The sequence below is a fragment of the Vogesella sp. XCS3 genome (genome assembly GCF_020616155.1).
Lineage (GTDB): Bacteria > Pseudomonadota > Gammaproteobacteria > Burkholderiales > Chromobacteriaceae > Vogesella.
Genome location: NZ_CP085530.1, coordinates 2,922,206 through 2,936,949, shown reverse-complemented (window position 1 = coordinate 2,936,949; position 14,744 = coordinate 2,922,206). Strand labels below are relative to the sequence as shown.

Sequence of the window (14,744 nt, the reverse complement as noted above, 5' to 3'; positions counted from 1 at the left end):
TGCGCTGGCTTAGCATAACGAAGATTACCTACCTGAGGATGACAGTTGTAGCCGTTTGGCTCTTACATACAACACCACACTGGTGAAAAACAGCACGGTGAGCCAGACCTCTATCATGGCCAGCTGCTGTGACAAACCACTATCCCCCCAGGCACGCATGACACCCTCGGCAAAAAACGCCAGGATAAACATGCTAGACCACTGGTAGGTATACACCCGCTCTTTCAAAACACCCATCAAGGGCAGCAGCAGCAATACAGATTTCAGCACCAGCCACGAGCCACCCGGGCGCAGCGGCGCCAGCCACAGTTCCCACGCCAGGTTCAACATAATCAGGGCCAGCAGGCTGAATACCGCACCCCAATGAAACGGTTTGGGGTTAGCCATGCGCCACATCCGGTTTTTCCTTGTTTACCAGCATCGACATCACGATGCCTACTTCGTACAGCAACCACAACGGCACAGCCATCATCACCTGGGATAACACGTCAGGTGGCGTTACCACGGCAGCCACCACAAACGCTCCGACGATGACATACGAGCGCCCTTCACGCAGCTGCTTGAGGGTAACGATGCCCATACGGTTGAGTACCACCACGATCACGGGGACTTCAAACGTGATACCGAATGCCACAAACATCCCCAGTGCAAACGACAGGTATTTGTCGATATCGGTCATCATCGCTACCCCTTCCGGCGTATGCGCACTCATGAAACCGAATACCACCGGGAAAACGGCAAAATAGGCAAAGGCCATGCCGATCATGAACAGCAGCACGCTGCTGACAATCAGCGGAACAATCAGCTTTTTCTCGTGGTTGTACAAGCCGGGCGCAATGAATGCCCATATCTGGTACAGGGTATGCGGCAGGGTAGCCACAAACGCGACCAGCATGGTGACTTTCAGCGGCACAAAGAACGGTGCGGTCACTTCGGTGGCGATCATGCTGCTGTTTTGCGGCAGCACATCCAGCAGGGGCTTGGCAAACAGGTGATAGACATCACCCGCCCACGGCACCATGGCCAGCAAGGCCACCAGCAGTACGACGGCAATACGCACCAGCCGGTTGCGCAGCTCGACCAGGTGCGCCAGTAAAGGTTGTTGATCCATGTATTAAGAACGGGGCTCGGCTACGGATTGGTCGGAAGCGGTCTTCGTGGCCGGCGTGGCAAACAGGTCGAGCTGACCTTCATCTGCCCCGGCCGGTGGCTCGGCCACCACACCGGCAGCGGCCAACATGTCTTCCGGTGCAATACTTTCGGATGGCTGGTTTGCCTCATGGGCAATCCGTGCCAGCTCGCTGGCAGACTCTTGCACTGCTACGCGTGCCGGTTCGACAGAATAAGCAATATCGTGCGCTACCTGACGCGTCTCATCCACCTCGCGCTGAACCTGATCACGGAAAGCGTTGGCCGCGTCCTGCACATCCTGCTTGAGCTCCTGCAGCCCGGCCATCTGGCTTTGCTGGTGGATATCGGATTTCACGCTAGCAACAAAGCGCTGCGCACGGCCAACCAGCGCGCCAATGGTTCGCGCCACCGTCGGCAAGCGCTCCGGGCCCAGCACGATCAGCGCGACAGCACCGATCACCAGCAGTTCACCAAAACTGATTTCAAACACAGTATGGCCTGCGCTTATTTCTTGTCTTGGTCGGCATCGATCACGCGACCCGTCGCGTGATCTTTCTCAGCCTCACCCTTCATGCCTTCCTTGAAACCCTTCACCGCACCGCCCAGATCTTCGCCAACATTACGCAGCTTCTTGGTACCGAATACCAGAACCACTACCAGCAGAACGATCAGCCAATGCCAGATGCTAAAGGAACCCATGGACACTTACCTCTAAACAGGTCGGGTATGCTTACCCGGATTTATCGATTGCCGTACACGTGTACGTGCAGGTGGAAAACTTCCTGGCCACCACCAACACCGGTGTTGATGGCCGTCTTGAAACCTTCTGCCAAGCCGTGCTCGGCCGCCAGTACCGGCGCCAGCAGCAGCAGCTTGCCCAGTATCTGCTGATGGCGGATATCGCACTGCGCCAGCGATTCTACATGCAGTTTGGGGATCAGCAACAAGTGCACGTCCGCCTTGGGGTTGATGTCGTGAAACACCACCACGTCGTCGTCTTCGTAAGCTTTCTTCGCCGGGATCTCGCCTTTGGCGATTTTGCAGAAAATACAGTCACTCATGTCTCGGGTTCCGTTCAGCCTTGCGTGCGCGACGCTTTTTCATCAATGCCGGAAATACCTTCGCGGCGCTTGAGCTCCATCACCACATCTTCGGCGCGCAGGCCGTGATGGGCCAGCAGCACCATGGAATGGAACCACAGGTCAGCCACCTCGCGCACCAAGTGCAGGCGGTCCTTGTCTTTGGAGGCCATCAGTACCTCGGCCGCCTCTTCCGCCACCTTTTTCAGGATGGCGTCTTCGCCCTTGTGCAGCAGCGACGCTACATAGGAAGAAGACGGGCTGGCTTCCTTGCGGGCCTCCAGCGTATCACCGATATTCTTGAAAATTTCTGTCGCGTTCATCTTGCGTCTCCCGGCTACCGGCGCGGTGCCAGTATATGTCGATAATGTGACATCCTTGTAACAGGTCGTAGTGGGGTAAACCCTGCAGCAGATCAGATTTAGTGCTGATGGTAGATGGCGTGCGGGTCTTTCAGCACCTCATCGGTCACCACCCACTGGCCATCGCGCCAGACGCGGAAGAAGCAGCTCTCGCGCCCGGTATGACAGGCGATGCCGCCTGCTTGTTCAATCTGCATGGTGATGACGTCACCGTCGCAATCCAGCCGCAGCTCTTTCACCGCCTGTGTGTGGCCGGACTCCTCGCCCTTTTTCCACAGTTTCTGGCGCGAGCGCGTCCAGTAATGGGCGATACCGGTTTCGGCAGTCAGTTGCAGCGACTCGCGGTTCATATAGGCCACCATCAGTACGCGGCCAGTGTGCGCATCCTGGGCAATGGCGACCACCAGGCCCTTGTCGTCCCACTTCACTTCATCCAGCCAATTCAGCGTAGTCATGCGGCCAACCTCACAGACGGACTTCAATGCCGGCGGCGCGCATGGCTTCTTTGGCCTGGCGCACCGTGTATTCGCCAAAGTGGAAAATGCTGGCCGCCAGTACCGCATCGGCCTTGCCCAGCGTCACGCCTTCCACCAGATGCTGCAGGTTGCCCACACCACCGGAGGCAATCACCGGAATCGGCACCGCATCCGACACAGCACGGGTCAGCGGCAGGTTGAAGCCGATCTTGGTACCGTCACGGTCCATGCTGGTGAGCAGAATCTCGCCGGCGCCATATTCGGCCATACGCGCGGCCCATTCCACCGCGTCCAGGCCGGTCGGTTTGCGCCCGCCGTGGGTAAAGATTTCCCAGCGGTCGTTTTCCGGCGTCACCGCCTTGGCGTCCACCGCCACCACGATGCACTGGCTGCCAAACTTGTCGGCCGCCTCTTTCACCAGGTCGGGGTTGGTCACCGCTGCGGTATTGATGCTGACCTTGTCGGCACCGGCGTTCAGCAGGCGGCGGATATCGGCCACCTGGCGCACACCGCCACCCACGGTCAGCGGGATGAACACCTGCTCGGCGACGGATTCGATCACGTGCAGGATAAGGTCGCGGTCGTCGGAGCTGGCGGTAATATCGAGGAAAGTGAGCTCGTCGGCGCCTTGTTCGTTGTAACGTTTGGCGATTTCTACCGGGTCACCGGCGTCGCGCAGGCCGACAAAATTGACACCCTTCACCACGCGACCGGCAGTCACGTCGAGGCAGGGGATGATACGTTTGGCTAGAGACATGATGAACAACAACAGAAGGTTGGCCGCATGCCGGGTGGCAGGCGGCCAACGCAGGGGTTAGGCCTCGGACAGTTCGTCGGCCAGGTCCTGTGCGGCAGCAAAATCGATGCTGCCTTCGTAGATGGCACGGCCGGTGATGGCACCTTCGATGCCTTCGGCTTCCACCTCGCACAGCTTGCGTACGTCTTCCAGGTCGGTGAGGCCGCCGGAGGCGATCACCGGTACGGTCAGCGCCTGCGCCAGCTTGACGGTGGCTTCGATATTGACGCCGTTCATCATGCCGTCGCGGCCGATGTCGGTGTAAATCACCGAATTCACGCCGTAGTCTTCAAAGCGCTTGGCCAAATCGATCACGTTATGGGCGGTAACTTTGGCCCAGCCATCAATGGCGACCATGCCGTCCTTGGCGTCCAGGCCCACAATCACCTGGCCAGGGAAGGCATCGCACGCATCGTGCAGGAAGCCGGGGTTTTTCACCGCTGCGGTGCCGATAATCACGTATTTCAGGCCCAGATCGAAGTACTTTTCGATGGTGTCCAGATCGCGGATACCACCACCCAGTTGTACTGGCATGTCGTCACCGACGGCAGCCAGAATGTCGCGGATGACCGACAGATTTTTCGGTTTGCCAGCAAAGGCACCGTTCAGATCCACCAGATGAAGGCGACGGGCACCTTGGTCGCGCCAATGCAGCGCAACTTTCACTGGGTCGTCGGAAAATACGGTGGCATCACTCATTACGCCTTGTTTCAGGCGTACGCATTGACCGTCCTTGAGGTCGATAGCGGGTATCAGCAGCATGGTGCGGAAGATCTACGGTAAGTTAAACAGTGCCGTCCCACGCCAGGAAGTTCTTCATCATCTGAAGACCGGCGCGGTGGCTCTTTTCGGTGTGGAACTGGGTGGCGAATATATTGCCATCACCGACAATACAGGAAAACCGTTCGGGATACTCGCTTTCGGCCAGCGTGATGGCGCTGCTGGCCGGTGCAAAGTGGTAACTGTGCACAAAATAGAAACGTTCGCCGTCTTCGATGCCGGCAAACAGCGGGTGCGCACGCTGCTGGAACACGCGGTTCCAGCCCATATGCGGCACCTTCAGGCGCTCGCCCTGCGCATCCAGCAAGTTGGCCGCAAAGCGTTTTACCTGCCCCGGGAAAATACCCAGCCCGGGCGTATCGCCTTCTTCGCTATGGTCAAACAGCAGCTGGGCGCCCACGCAGATACCAAAGAACGGCTTGGTGCGGGTGGTTTCGCGCACGGCATCGGCCAGGCCGTAAGCGTTGAGCTCGCGCATGCAGTCCGGCATGGCGCCCTGGCCGGGAAAGATCACCTTGTCGGCGCTCACCACCCGCTGCGGGTCGGAGGTCAGGAAGATGTCGGCGCCGATGTCGTTGACGTACTGGACGGACTTGAGCACCGAGTGCAGGTTGCCCATGCCGTAATCGATAACGGCTACTTTCATGCGGTCAGCGTCCCTTTGGTGGACGGTGTCTGGCCGGCCATGCGTTCGTCCACCTCTACCGCCATGCGCAGCGCACGGCCGAAGGCCTTGAACACGGTTTCGGCCTGGTGATGGCTGTTCACGCCACGCAGGTTGTCGATGTGCAGCGTCACCATGCTGTGGTTTACAAAGCCGTGGAAGAATTCGCTGAACAGGTCCACGTCAAAGCTGCCGATACAGGCGCGGGTGAACGGAATGTGGTACTCCAGCCCCGGGCGGCCGGACAGGTCGATCACCACGCGCGACAGCGCCTCGTCCAGCGGCACGTAGGCGTGGCCGTAGCGGCGGATGCCCTTCTTGTCGCCGATGGCTTTGGCAAAAGCCTGGCCCAGCGTGATACCGATGTCTTCCACGGTGTGGTGGGCGTCGATATGCAGGTCGCCGCGGGCGTGCACGTCCAGGTCGATCAGGCCGTGGCGGGCGATCTGGTCCATCATGTGGTCGAGAAACGGCACGCCGGTGTCAAAGCGGCCTACGCCGGTACCATCCAGGTTCAGGCTGATGGTGATCTGGGTTTCCAGGGTATTGCGGGTAACGGTAGCGGTGCGCATGGGTTTCAGGCAAAAAAGGAATCGATGGCCGCAAGCACGGCCGTGTTTTCATCGGGGCTACCCACGGTCAGGCGCAGGCAGTGTTGCAATAGCGGGTGGTAACCGTGCAGGTTTTTAACCAGGATGCCGGCGGCTTTCAGCGCAGCAAACAGCGCCGGGGCGTCCGGTACGCGCACGGTGACAAAGTTGGCCTCGGACGGGAACACCGTGCACTGCGCGTATGCCGACAGCGCTGCGGCCAACCTGCTGCGCTCGGCGCGCAGCTCGGACGCCTGGGCGTCGAACACGTCCAGATGACGCAGCGCGAATTTGGCGGCGGCCTGGGTCAGCACGTTCACGTTATACGGCGGGCGCACCTTGTCTAGCTGGGCGATCACGTCCGGCGCGCCGGCAGCGTAACCCAGGCGCAGGCCGGCCAGGCCGATCTTGGACAGCGTGCGCATCACGATCAGCTGCGGGTGCTGGCCGGCCAGATCCATAAAGGTATCGGCAGCAAAGGCCTGATAGGCCTCGTCCACCACCACCAGGCCGGGGGCGGCGTCGAGAATGGCTTCTACCTGCTGGCGGGCAAAGCGCGGGCCAGTAGGGTTGTTGGGGTAGGACACGAATACCACCGCCGGCTGGTGCGTGGCGATGGCAGCTAGGGTGGCGTCCAGATTCAGGGTGAAGTCGTCGTTCAGCGGCACGCCCACGTAACGCATGCGCGACAGCTGCGCGTTCATGCGGTACATCACGAAGGAAGGCTCCAGCGCCAGCACCACGCTGTCAGCAGGCAGTGCCTGGGTCAGCAGGGTGATCAGCTCGTCGGAGCCATTGCCCAGCACCACATCGGCAGCGGGGGGGATGGCGAACGCCGCTTTGAGCTGGTCTTTCAGGCCATCGCCGTGCGGGTCGGGGTAGCGGTTCAGCGCCACCTCGGCCAGGGTCTGGCCCAGCTCGGCGCGCAAGGCGTCAGGGAGTCGGTACGGGTTTTCCATTGCATCGAGCTTGAGATAGCCCGTTGCATCGGCAACATGGTAGGCCTGCATGGCCAGGACATCGGGGCGGAACCACTGCTGTATAGACATTTTGCTCGACATTTCAATACCGGCGGGGCCGGTTGGAACTGCCGGCAAAGCCCGACGCAATCAATTCACAGAACCATCATCCTAACCCGATTCGGCCGGGTCGGCTACTCGATCAGCTGCACTTGCCCTGCCCATGCCGGCGGCAGGGTAAGGCCAAACCGCTGCAGCGCACGGCGGCTGAACAGCAAGTGGCCACTGCCGCCATTGAGCGGAAACAGGCTGCCAGGCTGGCGGCGCTGAAACAGTATCTGCTGCACCAGGCCTGCGGCCAACCTGCCCTGGTCGCTACCGGACAACACCAGCCCGCCAATGGCCTTGTCCGGCCCGATGGCAAAATCCCAGAACGCGAACAAGGGCAGCTTGCTGTTGGCCGCCGTCCAGGCGATGACCTCGCTATCCGGTACCAGCTTGCCGTTGGTGTCGCGCAGCGTCTGGTACAGGCCGGTCCAGATCGCCTGGTAGCGGCCACCGGCCTGGCTCACCTGACGCTGCCAATCGGTGTAGTCGATGGCGCGTACCAGGTCGATCTGCACCGCACCGTCCTGCAGACTGTTGGCGCGGCCGAACAGCTCCTCCTGGATCACTTCGGAGGTCAGGTCATTATCGAACAGCAGCAGCACACGCCGCATGCCCGGCACCATCTGGCGCATCAGGTTGATATTACGGCGTATCAGCGGCCGCTCCAGCACACCCGTTACGTTGGCCGCGTAGTCTTGCAAATAATGGCGCGGGTTCTGGTTGATACCCAGATACACCACCGGCGTGGTGCTGCCAGCCAGGCGAGTACCGACAAAGCGCAAGGCGGCATCGTCCGCCACCACCACCAGCTGCGGCTGCTGACGCTGGATCTGCGCCATAATCTGTTTGGCTCGCGGCTCCAGCTGGTCGCGGGGCTGGCGTTTGCTATCCAGCTCGGCATAGGAAAACTGCACCGAGCTGCCCAGCGTACGCATCAGCGCGGCGCGCCAGGCCTGGCTCCAGGCGTAACCCGCGTGATAGCTGTCTACCAGTAACACGGTGGGCGTCGCGGCGTAAGCTTGCGCAAAAAGAAAGGCCAGACAGAGTCTGGCCAGGTAACGTGTCATTGGCGTTGTGCTCCTTATCCCTTGGAGCCTAGGCCAGTTTCGTTAAATTTTCATTCATCCAGGCGTAATTCTGCCGCACGGGCGTGTGCGGTCAGGCCCTCGCCATGCGCTAGGATGCTGGCGATCTTGCCCAGCTTTTGCGCCCCGGCGTGCGACACACGGATCAGGCTGCTGCGTTTCTGGAAGTCGTACACGCCCAGTGGGCTGGCAAAACGTGCGGTGCGGCTGGTAGGCAGCACGTGATTGGGGCCGGCGCAGTAATCGCCCAGGCTTTCCGAAGTGAAGCGGCCCATGAAGATGGCACCGGCGTGGCGCAAGCTGGGCAGCCACGCGTCCGGCTCGGCCACCGACAGCTCCAGGTGCTCGGGCGCAATGTAATTCGAGATCTCGCAGGCTTCGGCCAGGTCGCGCACCTGGATCAGCGCGCCACGGTTGGCCAGGCTCTGCTCGATGATGGCGCGGCGCGGCATGGCCGGCAGCAGCTTGGCGATGCTGGCTTCCACGCGGGCGATGTACTCCGCCGACGGGCACAGCAGAATGGCCTGGGCAATTTCGTCGTGCTCGGCCTGGCTGAACAGGTCCATGGCGATCCAGTCCGGGTCGGTGTCGCCATCGCAAATCACCAGAATCTCGGACGGGCCGGCCACCATGTCGATACCCACCACACCGAACACGCGGCGCTTGGCGGCGGCTACGTAGGCATTGCCCGGGCCGGTGATCTTGTCGACCTGCGGTACGGTCTGGGTACCGTAGGCCAGCGCGGCTACCGCCTGGGCACCGCCACAGGTAAACACCTTGTCCACGCCCGCGATGTAGGCTGCGGCCAACACCAGGTCGTTCTGCTCGCCGTTCGGCGTGGGCACCACCATGATGATCTCGCCCACCCCCGCCACCTTGGCCGGCATGGCGTTCATCAGCACCGAGCTGGGATAGGCTGCCTTGCCGCCGGGTACGTAGATACCCACGCGGTCCAGCGGGGTAACTTGCTGGCCCAGCAGCGTGCCGTCTTCGTCCTCGTAGCTCCAGGAGTGCGCCAGCTGCTTTTCGTGATAGCGGCGCACGCGCTCGGCGGCAGCGACCAGCGCGTCACGCACATGGCCCGGCAGGCGGTCGTGCGCGGCTTGCAGCGCGTCGCGGCTGAGGGTGAGCTCGGCCATGCTGGCGGCGCTCATGCGGTCGAAGCGGTTGGTGTACTCCACGACGGCGGCGTCACCGCGGGCTTTGACGTCCTCGCAGATGGCGGCGACAGCGGTATCGACGGCGGGGTCCTGAGCGGTTTCGAACGCCAGCAGGGCTTTCAGGCGGGCGTCGAAGTCGGCTTGGGTAGAAGACAGGCGTTGCATGCGTGCGGCTCCGGGGGCCACGACCCACCACAAGGTTGGCCGCAGCGGGGACAGTTACGGCTGGACGGCGCCAGCGAAGGCATCCAGCACCGGCTGGATAGTGTCGTACTTGAGTTTCAGCGCCGCCTGGTTCACCACCAGACGCGAGCTGATATCGATGATGTGCTCGACGGCCACCAGATTGTTGGCCTTCAGCGTGCCACCGGTAGACACCAAGTCGACGATGGCGTCGGCCAGGCCCACCAGCGGCGCCAGCTCCATGGAGCCGTACAGTTTGATGATGTCCACGTGTACGCCTTTGGCGGCAAAGTGCTCACGCGCGATCTGCGGGTATTTGGTGGCCACTTTCAGGCGGGCGCCGTGCTTGACGGCGGCCTCGTAGTCAAAGCCGTTTTCTACCGCCACCATCATCTTGCACTTGGCAATATTCAGGTCCAGTGGCTGGTACAGGCCGGCACCACCGTGCTCGATCAGCACGTCGCGGCCGGCAATACCCAGGTCGGCGGCGCCGTACTGCACGTAGGTGGGCACGTCGGAGGCGCGCACGATCACCAGCTTCACGTCGGGGCGGTTGGTACCGATGATGAGTTTGCGGGAAGATTCCGGCGCTTCGGCCGGCACGATGCCGGCGGCAGCCAGCAACGGCAAGGTTTCTTCAAAAATACGGCCCTTGGACAGGGCAATGGTCAGGGTCATGATGGCGTGCTGCGTTGCAATAGGTTGGCCTCAGCGTACCAGAGCACGGCGCTCCCGCTCAAGCTGCGCGATGTAGCGCTGCACCAGCGTTTCGCGCGGGGTATTCATACCTTGGAACAAACAGCCCGCGCGCAGCATTTCCATGCCATTTTTCAGCTGCAGCCGCATGATATGGCGCACTTCCACACCTACTTGCAGCACCCCGAAAGGTTTAAGCTCGATCACCGCCTGGCGCAACACCATGCCCTCGCTCAGCCAGCCGGCCTGCGCCGGGGTCAGCGTCAGCGCCATACCACCCAGGCTGATATCAAACAGCGGAATAAGCTTCTCACCGTCGGGGTGATCCGGCAGCCGGCACAGCACCGGCTGCGCTACCGGCGTATGGATACGGAAGAAATCGCGGCGCTGCAGGCGGATAACCTGCGCCGGCAGCGGCGCCTCGAACGCAGGGGCACCTTCAAAGCTGATTTCGCGGACTTCGCCGGTGGCAAACTGGGTTTTCACCCCGGACGGGGCGCTAACGAACACATTGCGCTCGCTTTGCAGCAACATGCGGTTTTCGTGCTCTTTCGCCCCCCAGTCCAGCACCATCACGCCGCGCTCGGGGTCGATATCCAGCAGCCGGGTAATGATGAAAGACTTACCCTTGTTGGAAAACACCGTTACGTTCTGGCGCTGGTCGATAATGGTGCGCAGATGTTGCACGATCTCGGCCCGGCTAGACAGGGTAAACCGGGACAGGTCTGCAGGCTCGCTGCCGCTATGTTTTTCTTCAGTCACAATCTGCTTATCCGCTGCCAGCTACTGGCTAAAAATGACACCCAAGTCTAGCGCAACAATTGCTGCAAATCATGCGCGATATCCGCAGACGGGGTGCCGTAAGGCACATACACACGCAGCTGGCCTTTAGTGTCAAACAAATAGCTGCCGGCACTGTGGTCCATGGTGTAGCCACCGTCCTGGCGCGGCTGCCGCTGCGCCACGATCTTGTACTGGCTGGCCACCGCCTGCACTTGCGCCGCGCTACCGGTCAGCCCCATGAAGCGCTTATCGAAAAATGGTACATAACCGGCCAGTACCTGCGGCGTATCGCGCTGCGGGTCGATGCTGACAAACAACACCTGCACACGGTCGCCATCCTTGCCGAGCAGCTTCATCACCTGCTGATACTCCAGCATGGTGGTAGGGCAAATATCCGGGCAATGGGTATAGCCAAAAAACAGCGCTACCGCCTTGCCCTGATAGTCAGCCAGATTATGCGGCTTGCCATCCTGCCCCGTCAGGGTAAACGGCTTGCCGAAATCGGCCGTACTGATATCCGTGCCCTTGAACGATAGTGTTTCTGCAGGGGTACAGGCCAGTAAAGTCATGGCCAGCGTGGCCGCGGCCAAGAGTTTGCCAAACGATTTCATACGTAACTCACCAGGAAGATAGCGTTGATTCGACCCGGCTGATCGCAGCGGGGGACGGCCAGCAGCATAGGCCTGGCAAGGCGCGGCCGCAAGCAGACAGATCAAGCAGGACGGCGGGGCAACAGACGCGAGCACAATAACAGCAGCAAGCCCAGCAACAATGCCATCCTTGCTTGCCGATAATGCCTGGCCGGGTCAGCCGCCGCGCTGACCGGCCAGCTGATATGGGGGCGCAGTGCCGGGTCGAGCACCACCAAGCCCTGGCGCAAGGGGCCTGGCAGCTGCCGTGCCAACGCCGGCCAGTCCAGCCCATCTACCTCGCCGCTGAGCCCCAGCTTGGCCGGCGGTGCCACCAGATCGGGCGGCAGCGGCACCCAGCGGCCCAGCAGCCGCCCGGTAGGCAAGGGCAACAGCAATACACCGGCCGGCCTGGCCAGCCAGCCGCGGTCGATCACCACCCAGCTACCATCCGCCAGCTGCACGGCCTGCCACTGGCGCACACCCTCGCGGCCTTGCAGCCTGGCATTAGCAATACGCACACTGGCCGCGCTATCGCGCACCGCCAGCCAGACACGCTGCCCCTGTGGCACCGCATCTTGCGCCACCTCGGCCAAGGCTTGCGGCGGCAGGTTGGCCGCACGGGCAAATGCCTCCTGCAGCTGCACCGCCTGCCCCCCCTGCTGCCACTGCCACAACGCCCAAGCCAGCGCCAGCAGCGCCAGGCAACGCAACACACATCGCCAGCAAGGGGTACGCAGGGCAGAGAGCAAGGACATAGGCGGCGCCAAGGAATGGGAAAGACGCTCTTACCTTAGTGGTCAAAGCGATAGAACACCAGCCAAGCTGGCCGGACAAACTGCCATCAGGCCTGCCAGTAGTGGCCTAGCAAAAACAGAAACATCAGCAGCACGGCACCCAGCACAATGGCCACCACCACCCAATCGGCCAGCCGCCAGCGCGGCCGGTAGCCTGCCAGCAAGGTGCGACGGGGTGAGCGGCGTTTCATGCCGGCCTGTCCTGTATCTGATACGCCAGGCTTATCTGGCGCAGCGTAGCCGGTAGCTGCTTGTCGATGACCACCACTACCGGAAAGCGGCGCACCTGGCCTGGCGAGAACAGCTGCTGCGCGAAGCAAAAACATTCGAGCTTTTGCACATACGCGGCAGCTGCGGCCGGCTGATAGACCGGCAAGGCCTGCATGGCCGCAAAATGCGGCTGGTTATTGCGCACCTCCACCATCAGCTGCACAAACTGCCCCGGTTTTACCTGCTGCGCCCCCTGCAGCGGGCGCACCTGCCAAGGCTGGCCAGGGGTACTTTCATCTATGCGCAGCCATACCAGCTGGCTAGCCGGCACGGCCTGTGCATGGGCAGCCCCCCCCAAACCGGTGAGGCGCATGAATGCCTGATAGAGCGGCGAAAAACCTGCGGCCAACATGCCCAGCACGCACAGTATCAGCAGCACTTTAAGCAGCAGGACAATAAACGAAGGGGTAGACGGACGGCGGTCTGACATGGCGAACCCGGGGAGAAGCAAGGTGCATGAAGCAGGATGGTAGGAGGCGTCTGCCCCCTACTGCCTGCCGGGGGCAGACGCCCCCAAGTCTCGTGTTGGCCGGAGAACCCGGGCGACAGCACTTGTACGGCATGCTGTTCTGCAAGCAGCTTAGCTGCTTGCAGTATAAAAACAAGCACACTCGATACTGCAGCGCAGCAATCTAGCGGGTGCCCTCATACGGCAGCAGCAGCATGGGCTCACCCAGATGCTGCACCAGCGTGGCCAGATTGTCCTCGAAAGCCGGCTGATTCGGCACCACCCGGTTCGCCACCCAGCCCGCCAGCTCGCAGCCAGCGGCACGGATGGCTTGCGCCGTCAGCAGCGCGTGGTTGATGCAGCCCAGCCGCATGCCTACCACCAGTATTACCGGCAGGCCAAGGTGGCGCGCCAGGTCTTGCATCAGACAATCGTCACGCAGTGGCGCCATCCAGCCCCCCGCCCCTTCCACCAGCAGCACATCGCAATCTGCGGCCAACCGTTGGGCATGGTCGGCCAGCACGTCCAGCGACACCGTGACCCCGGCCTGACGGGCGGCGATATGCGGCGATACCGGCGGCAAAAAACGGTACGGGTTCATCAGCGCGGTATCGGTCTGGCCGGTGGCCGCGCATAGCCGCGCCACGTCGTCATTGTGCCAGCTGCCGTCCGGCAGCACTTCGCAGCCACTGGCTACCGGTTTCATCGCCAGCACGCGCAGGCCCTGTGCCTGGTAGTGTTGTGTCAGCTTGACCGCGCTGTGCGTCTTGCCGATTTCGGTATCGGTCCCGGTAATGAAAAATGCCTGACCCATGGCAACTCCTTGATTCAAAGTAGCGGCACTATAAGCGGCTGGCGGACAAAACCAAAGCACAAAGGCCGCCGGAATACGGCGGCCTGGTGATCCGGGCGGGCGCGTGCCGCCCCGGCCGGCTTAGCTGCCGCTAACTGGCGCTGCAGCCGGTACAGCCGGGCTGCTGCCTGGCACCACCACTGGCACACTGGCTGGCGCCGGGGCAGCGTTGGCCGCAGCTGCATCGGCGGCCTGCTTCTGCAGCTTGGCCTGCTGCTCTGCCTCCAGCTTGGCCACACGTTCGGCTTCCAGTCGCGCCTTGATTTCCATTTCGATACGCAGCTTCTGCTCGATTTCGCTGCGCAGACGGGCATCGTCTTCCAGCTTCTGGCTTTCCAGCTGGGCGCGCACGTTCGGCACTTCGCGCTCGATGGAGGCAAACATGCGTTCGTAGAACACCGGGTCGACTACCGTCTCGCCGCGCTCTTTGGTGAGCGTGGCAGTCGTGCCGGTAGGAATGGGAATGGACAAGCTCAGGAAACCGACCGACGTCGTCTGCTTGGTTTCGTGGCTCTTCAGCGTCACCTCTTGCGCGGCAATCCACGCATCAGACGTGTTGCCCGCACCGGTCACGATGCCGGAAATGGTCAGCAGGGTATTCAGGTTATCTTGCTGATACTGCTTGGACACCACCAGCGCGTTACTGGCTTCCGCGTCTTTTTCCACGGCAAAACCCTGGCGCAGCGCCACACGTTTCATGGCCTGGTACACCACAGCTTTCGGGGCATTGAAATGCCGGTCAAACGGGCCTTTGGTATCAAACGCTTCTTTTTGATAAGCGTACTTGGTGCCAGAACAGGCCGCCAGCAGCGCCAGGCTGCCCAGAACAACGACTCGTGCGAATGCGCTCATGCTTTGCTTGAACCATATAGTTTTGGATATATGTTCAACATAC

The 14,744-nt window shown here is 61.5% G+C and carries 22 protein-coding genes; all 22 read right to left on the bottom strand.

The window, feature by feature from the left end; all coding sequences use genetic code 11:
- Window positions 1-24: 24 nt before the first annotated feature.
- The 22 genes from LCH97_RS14050 to LCH97_RS13945 all read right to left on the bottom strand — a co-directional run bounded on the left by LCH97_RS14050 (window position 25) and on the right by LCH97_RS13945 (window position 14,701).
- Window positions 25-387, bottom strand: coding sequence for a DUF2069 domain-containing protein (locus LCH97_RS14050; protein WP_227302242.1), 363 nt, complete (start codon window positions 385-387; stop codon window positions 25-27).
- Window positions 380-1,111 (bottom strand): twin-arginine translocase subunit TatC, encoded by a 732-nt coding sequence (gene tatC, locus LCH97_RS14045; RefSeq protein WP_227302241.1) that lies wholly within the window; start codon window positions 1,109-1,111, stop codon window positions 380-382. Before tatC ends, LCH97_RS14050 begins: the two co-directional genes overlap by 8 nt.
- A gap of 3 nt (window positions 1,112-1,114) precedes the next feature.
- A complete protein-coding gene (tatB, locus tag LCH97_RS14040) occupies window positions 1,115-1,621 on the bottom strand; it encodes a Sec-independent protein translocase protein TatB (RefSeq protein ID WP_227302240.1) in 507 nt (168 codons plus the stop codon).
- 14 nt (window positions 1,622-1,635) lie between these two features.
- Entirely contained in the window at window positions 1,636-1,830 is a 195-nt protein-coding gene (gene tatA / locus LCH97_RS14035; RefSeq protein ID WP_227302239.1) for a Sec-independent protein translocase subunit TatA, read from the bottom strand.
- Between the two features lie 41 nt (window positions 1,831-1,871).
- Entirely contained in the window at window positions 1,872-2,192 is a 321-nt protein-coding gene (locus LCH97_RS14030; protein WP_227302238.1) for an HIT domain-containing protein, read from the bottom strand.
- Between the two features lie 14 nt (window positions 2,193-2,206).
- The gene (locus tag LCH97_RS14025; protein WP_017510275.1) at window positions 2,207-2,533 is read right to left on the bottom strand and encodes a phosphoribosyl-ATP diphosphatase; all 327 of its coding nucleotides are present in this window, start codon (window positions 2,531-2,533) and stop codon (window positions 2,207-2,209) included.
- Between the two features lie 98 nt (window positions 2,534-2,631).
- Window positions 2,632-3,027, bottom strand: coding sequence for a phosphoribosyl-AMP cyclohydrolase (hisI, locus tag LCH97_RS14020; RefSeq protein ID WP_227302237.1), 396 nt, complete (start codon window positions 3,025-3,027; stop codon window positions 2,632-2,634).
- Between the two features lie 10 nt (window positions 3,028-3,037).
- Window positions 3,038-3,805: an imidazole glycerol phosphate synthase subunit HisF gene (gene hisF, locus LCH97_RS14015; protein WP_147686126.1), complete on the bottom strand. Its 768-nt coding sequence runs from the start codon at window positions 3,803-3,805 to the stop codon at window positions 3,038-3,040.
- A gap of 57 nt (window positions 3,806-3,862) precedes the next feature.
- Complete coding sequence (hisA, locus tag LCH97_RS14010; protein WP_227302236.1) at window positions 3,863-4,606, bottom strand: 1-(5-phosphoribosyl)-5-[(5-phosphoribosylamino)methylideneamino]imidazole-4-carboxamide isomerase; 744 nt, start codon at window positions 4,604-4,606, stop codon at window positions 3,863-3,865.
- A 22-nt stretch (window positions 4,607-4,628) separates the two neighbouring features.
- Window positions 4,629-5,270, bottom strand: a complete 642-nt coding sequence (gene hisH, locus LCH97_RS14005; RefSeq protein WP_227302235.1) for an imidazole glycerol phosphate synthase subunit HisH — start codon at window positions 5,268-5,270, stop codon at window positions 4,629-4,631.
- On the bottom strand, window positions 5,267-5,860 hold the full coding sequence (gene hisB / locus LCH97_RS14000; RefSeq protein WP_017510280.1) for an imidazoleglycerol-phosphate dehydratase HisB: 594 nt from the start codon (window positions 5,858-5,860) through the stop codon (window positions 5,267-5,269). Before hisB ends, hisH begins: the two co-directional genes overlap by 4 nt.
- A gap of 5 nt (window positions 5,861-5,865) precedes the next feature.
- Window positions 5,866-6,927, bottom strand: a complete 1,062-nt coding sequence (hisC, locus tag LCH97_RS13995) for a histidinol-phosphate transaminase (protein ID WP_227302234.1) — start codon at window positions 6,925-6,927, stop codon at window positions 5,866-5,868.
- Between the two features lie 104 nt (window positions 6,928-7,031).
- Window positions 7,032-8,012 carry an ABC transporter substrate-binding protein gene (locus tag LCH97_RS13990; protein WP_227302233.1) on the bottom strand — a complete coding sequence of 327 codons (981 nt, stop codon included), beginning with the start codon at window positions 8,010-8,012 and terminating at the stop codon, window positions 7,032-7,034.
- 50 nt (window positions 8,013-8,062) lie between these two features.
- Window positions 8,063-9,355, bottom strand: a complete 1,293-nt coding sequence (hisD, locus tag LCH97_RS13985) for a histidinol dehydrogenase (RefSeq protein ID WP_227302232.1) — start codon at window positions 9,353-9,355, stop codon at window positions 8,063-8,065.
- 54 nt (window positions 9,356-9,409) lie between these two features.
- Entirely contained in the window at window positions 9,410-10,051 is a 642-nt protein-coding gene (gene hisG / locus LCH97_RS13980; protein ID WP_017510284.1) for an ATP phosphoribosyltransferase, read from the bottom strand.
- A gap of 30 nt (window positions 10,052-10,081) precedes the next feature.
- On the bottom strand, window positions 10,082-10,831 hold the full coding sequence (locus LCH97_RS13975; protein WP_227302231.1) for a flagellar brake protein: 750 nt from the start codon (window positions 10,829-10,831) through the stop codon (window positions 10,082-10,084).
- A gap of 47 nt (window positions 10,832-10,878) precedes the next feature.
- Window positions 10,879-11,463, bottom strand: a complete 585-nt coding sequence (locus tag LCH97_RS13970; protein ID WP_227302230.1) for an SCO family protein — start codon at window positions 11,461-11,463, stop codon at window positions 10,879-10,881.
- A 101-nt stretch (window positions 11,464-11,564) separates the two neighbouring features.
- Window positions 11,565-12,197, bottom strand: coding sequence for an SURF1 family cytochrome oxidase biogenesis protein (locus tag LCH97_RS13965; protein WP_227302229.1), 633 nt, complete (start codon window positions 12,195-12,197; stop codon window positions 11,565-11,567).
- A gap of 128 nt (window positions 12,198-12,325) precedes the next feature.
- Window positions 12,326-12,469, bottom strand: coding sequence for a hypothetical protein (locus tag LCH97_RS13960; protein WP_227302228.1), 144 nt, complete (start codon window positions 12,467-12,469; stop codon window positions 12,326-12,328).
- Window positions 12,466-12,978 (bottom strand): cytochrome c oxidase assembly protein, encoded by a 513-nt coding sequence (locus LCH97_RS13955; RefSeq protein WP_227302227.1) that lies wholly within the window; start codon window positions 12,976-12,978, stop codon window positions 12,466-12,468. Before LCH97_RS13955 ends, LCH97_RS13960 begins: the two co-directional genes overlap by 4 nt.
- Before the next feature lie 202 nt (window positions 12,979-13,180).
- Complete coding sequence (gene bioD, locus LCH97_RS13950; RefSeq protein ID WP_227302226.1) at window positions 13,181-13,810, bottom strand: dethiobiotin synthase; 630 nt, start codon at window positions 13,808-13,810, stop codon at window positions 13,181-13,183.
- 120 nt (window positions 13,811-13,930) lie between these two features.
- Entirely contained in the window at window positions 13,931-14,701 is a 771-nt protein-coding gene (locus LCH97_RS13945; protein ID WP_227302225.1) for a DUF2242 domain-containing protein, read from the bottom strand.
- Window positions 14,702-14,744 lie beyond the last annotated feature (43 nt).

Excerpts from the sequence above, each read along its gene's own strand:
- LCH97_RS14050 (WP_227302242.1), bottom strand. The coding sequence starts at position 387 with ATGGCTAACCCCAAACCGTTTCATTGGGGTGCGGTATTCAGCCTGCTG.
- tatC (WP_227302241.1), bottom strand. The coding sequence starts at position 1,111 with ATGGATCAACAACCTTTACTGGCGCACCTGGTCGAGCTGCGCAACCGG.
- tatA (WP_227302239.1), bottom strand. The coding sequence starts at position 1,830 with ATGGGTTCCTTTAGCATCTGGCATTGGCTGATCGTTCTGCTGGTAGTG.
- LCH97_RS14030 (WP_227302238.1), bottom strand. The coding sequence starts at position 2,192 with ATGAGTGACTGTATTTTCTGCAAAATCGCCAAAGGCGAGATCCCGGCG.
- LCH97_RS14025 (WP_017510275.1), bottom strand. The coding sequence starts at position 2,533 with ATGAACGCGACAGAAATTTTCAAGAATATCGGTGATACGCTGGAGGCC.
- hisI (WP_227302237.1), bottom strand. The coding sequence starts at position 3,027 with ATGACTACGCTGAATTGGCTGGATGAAGTGAAGTGGGACGACAAGGGC.
- hisF (WP_147686126.1), bottom strand. The coding sequence starts at position 3,805 with ATGTCTCTAGCCAAACGTATCATCCCCTGCCTCGACGTGACTGCCGGT.
- hisA (WP_227302236.1), bottom strand. The coding sequence starts at position 4,606 with ATGCTGCTGATACCCGCTATCGACCTCAAGGACGGTCAATGCGTACGC.
- hisH (WP_227302235.1), bottom strand. The coding sequence starts at position 5,270 with ATGAAAGTAGCCGTTATCGATTACGGCATGGGCAACCTGCACTCGGTG.
- hisB (WP_017510280.1), bottom strand. The coding sequence starts at position 5,860 with ATGCGCACCGCTACCGTTACCCGCAATACCCTGGAAACCCAGATCACC.
- hisC (WP_227302234.1), bottom strand. The coding sequence starts at position 6,927 with ATGTCTATACAGCAGTGGTTCCGCCCCGATGTCCTGGCCATGCAGGCC.
- LCH97_RS13990 (WP_227302233.1), bottom strand. The coding sequence starts at position 8,012 with ATGACACGTTACCTGGCCAGACTCTGTCTGGCCTTTCTTTTTGCGCAA.
- hisD (WP_227302232.1), bottom strand. The coding sequence starts at position 9,355 with ATGCAACGCCTGTCTTCTACCCAAGCCGACTTCGACGCCCGCCTGAAA.
- hisG (WP_017510284.1), bottom strand. The coding sequence starts at position 10,051 with ATGACCCTGACCATTGCCCTGTCCAAGGGCCGTATTTTTGAAGAAACC.
- LCH97_RS13970 (WP_227302230.1), bottom strand. The coding sequence starts at position 11,463 with ATGAAATCGTTTGGCAAACTCTTGGCCGCGGCCACGCTGGCCATGACT.
- LCH97_RS13960 (WP_227302228.1), bottom strand. The coding sequence starts at position 12,469 with ATGAAACGCCGCTCACCCCGTCGCACCTTGCTGGCAGGCTACCGGCCG.
- LCH97_RS13955 (WP_227302227.1), bottom strand. The coding sequence starts at position 12,978 with ATGTCAGACCGCCGTCCGTCTACCCCTTCGTTTATTGTCCTGCTGCTT.
- bioD (WP_227302226.1), bottom strand. The coding sequence starts at position 13,810 with ATGGGTCAGGCATTTTTCATTACCGGGACCGATACCGAAATCGGCAAG.
- LCH97_RS13945 (WP_227302225.1), bottom strand. The coding sequence starts at position 14,701 with ATGAGCGCATTCGCACGAGTCGTTGTTCTGGGCAGCCTGGCGCTGCTG.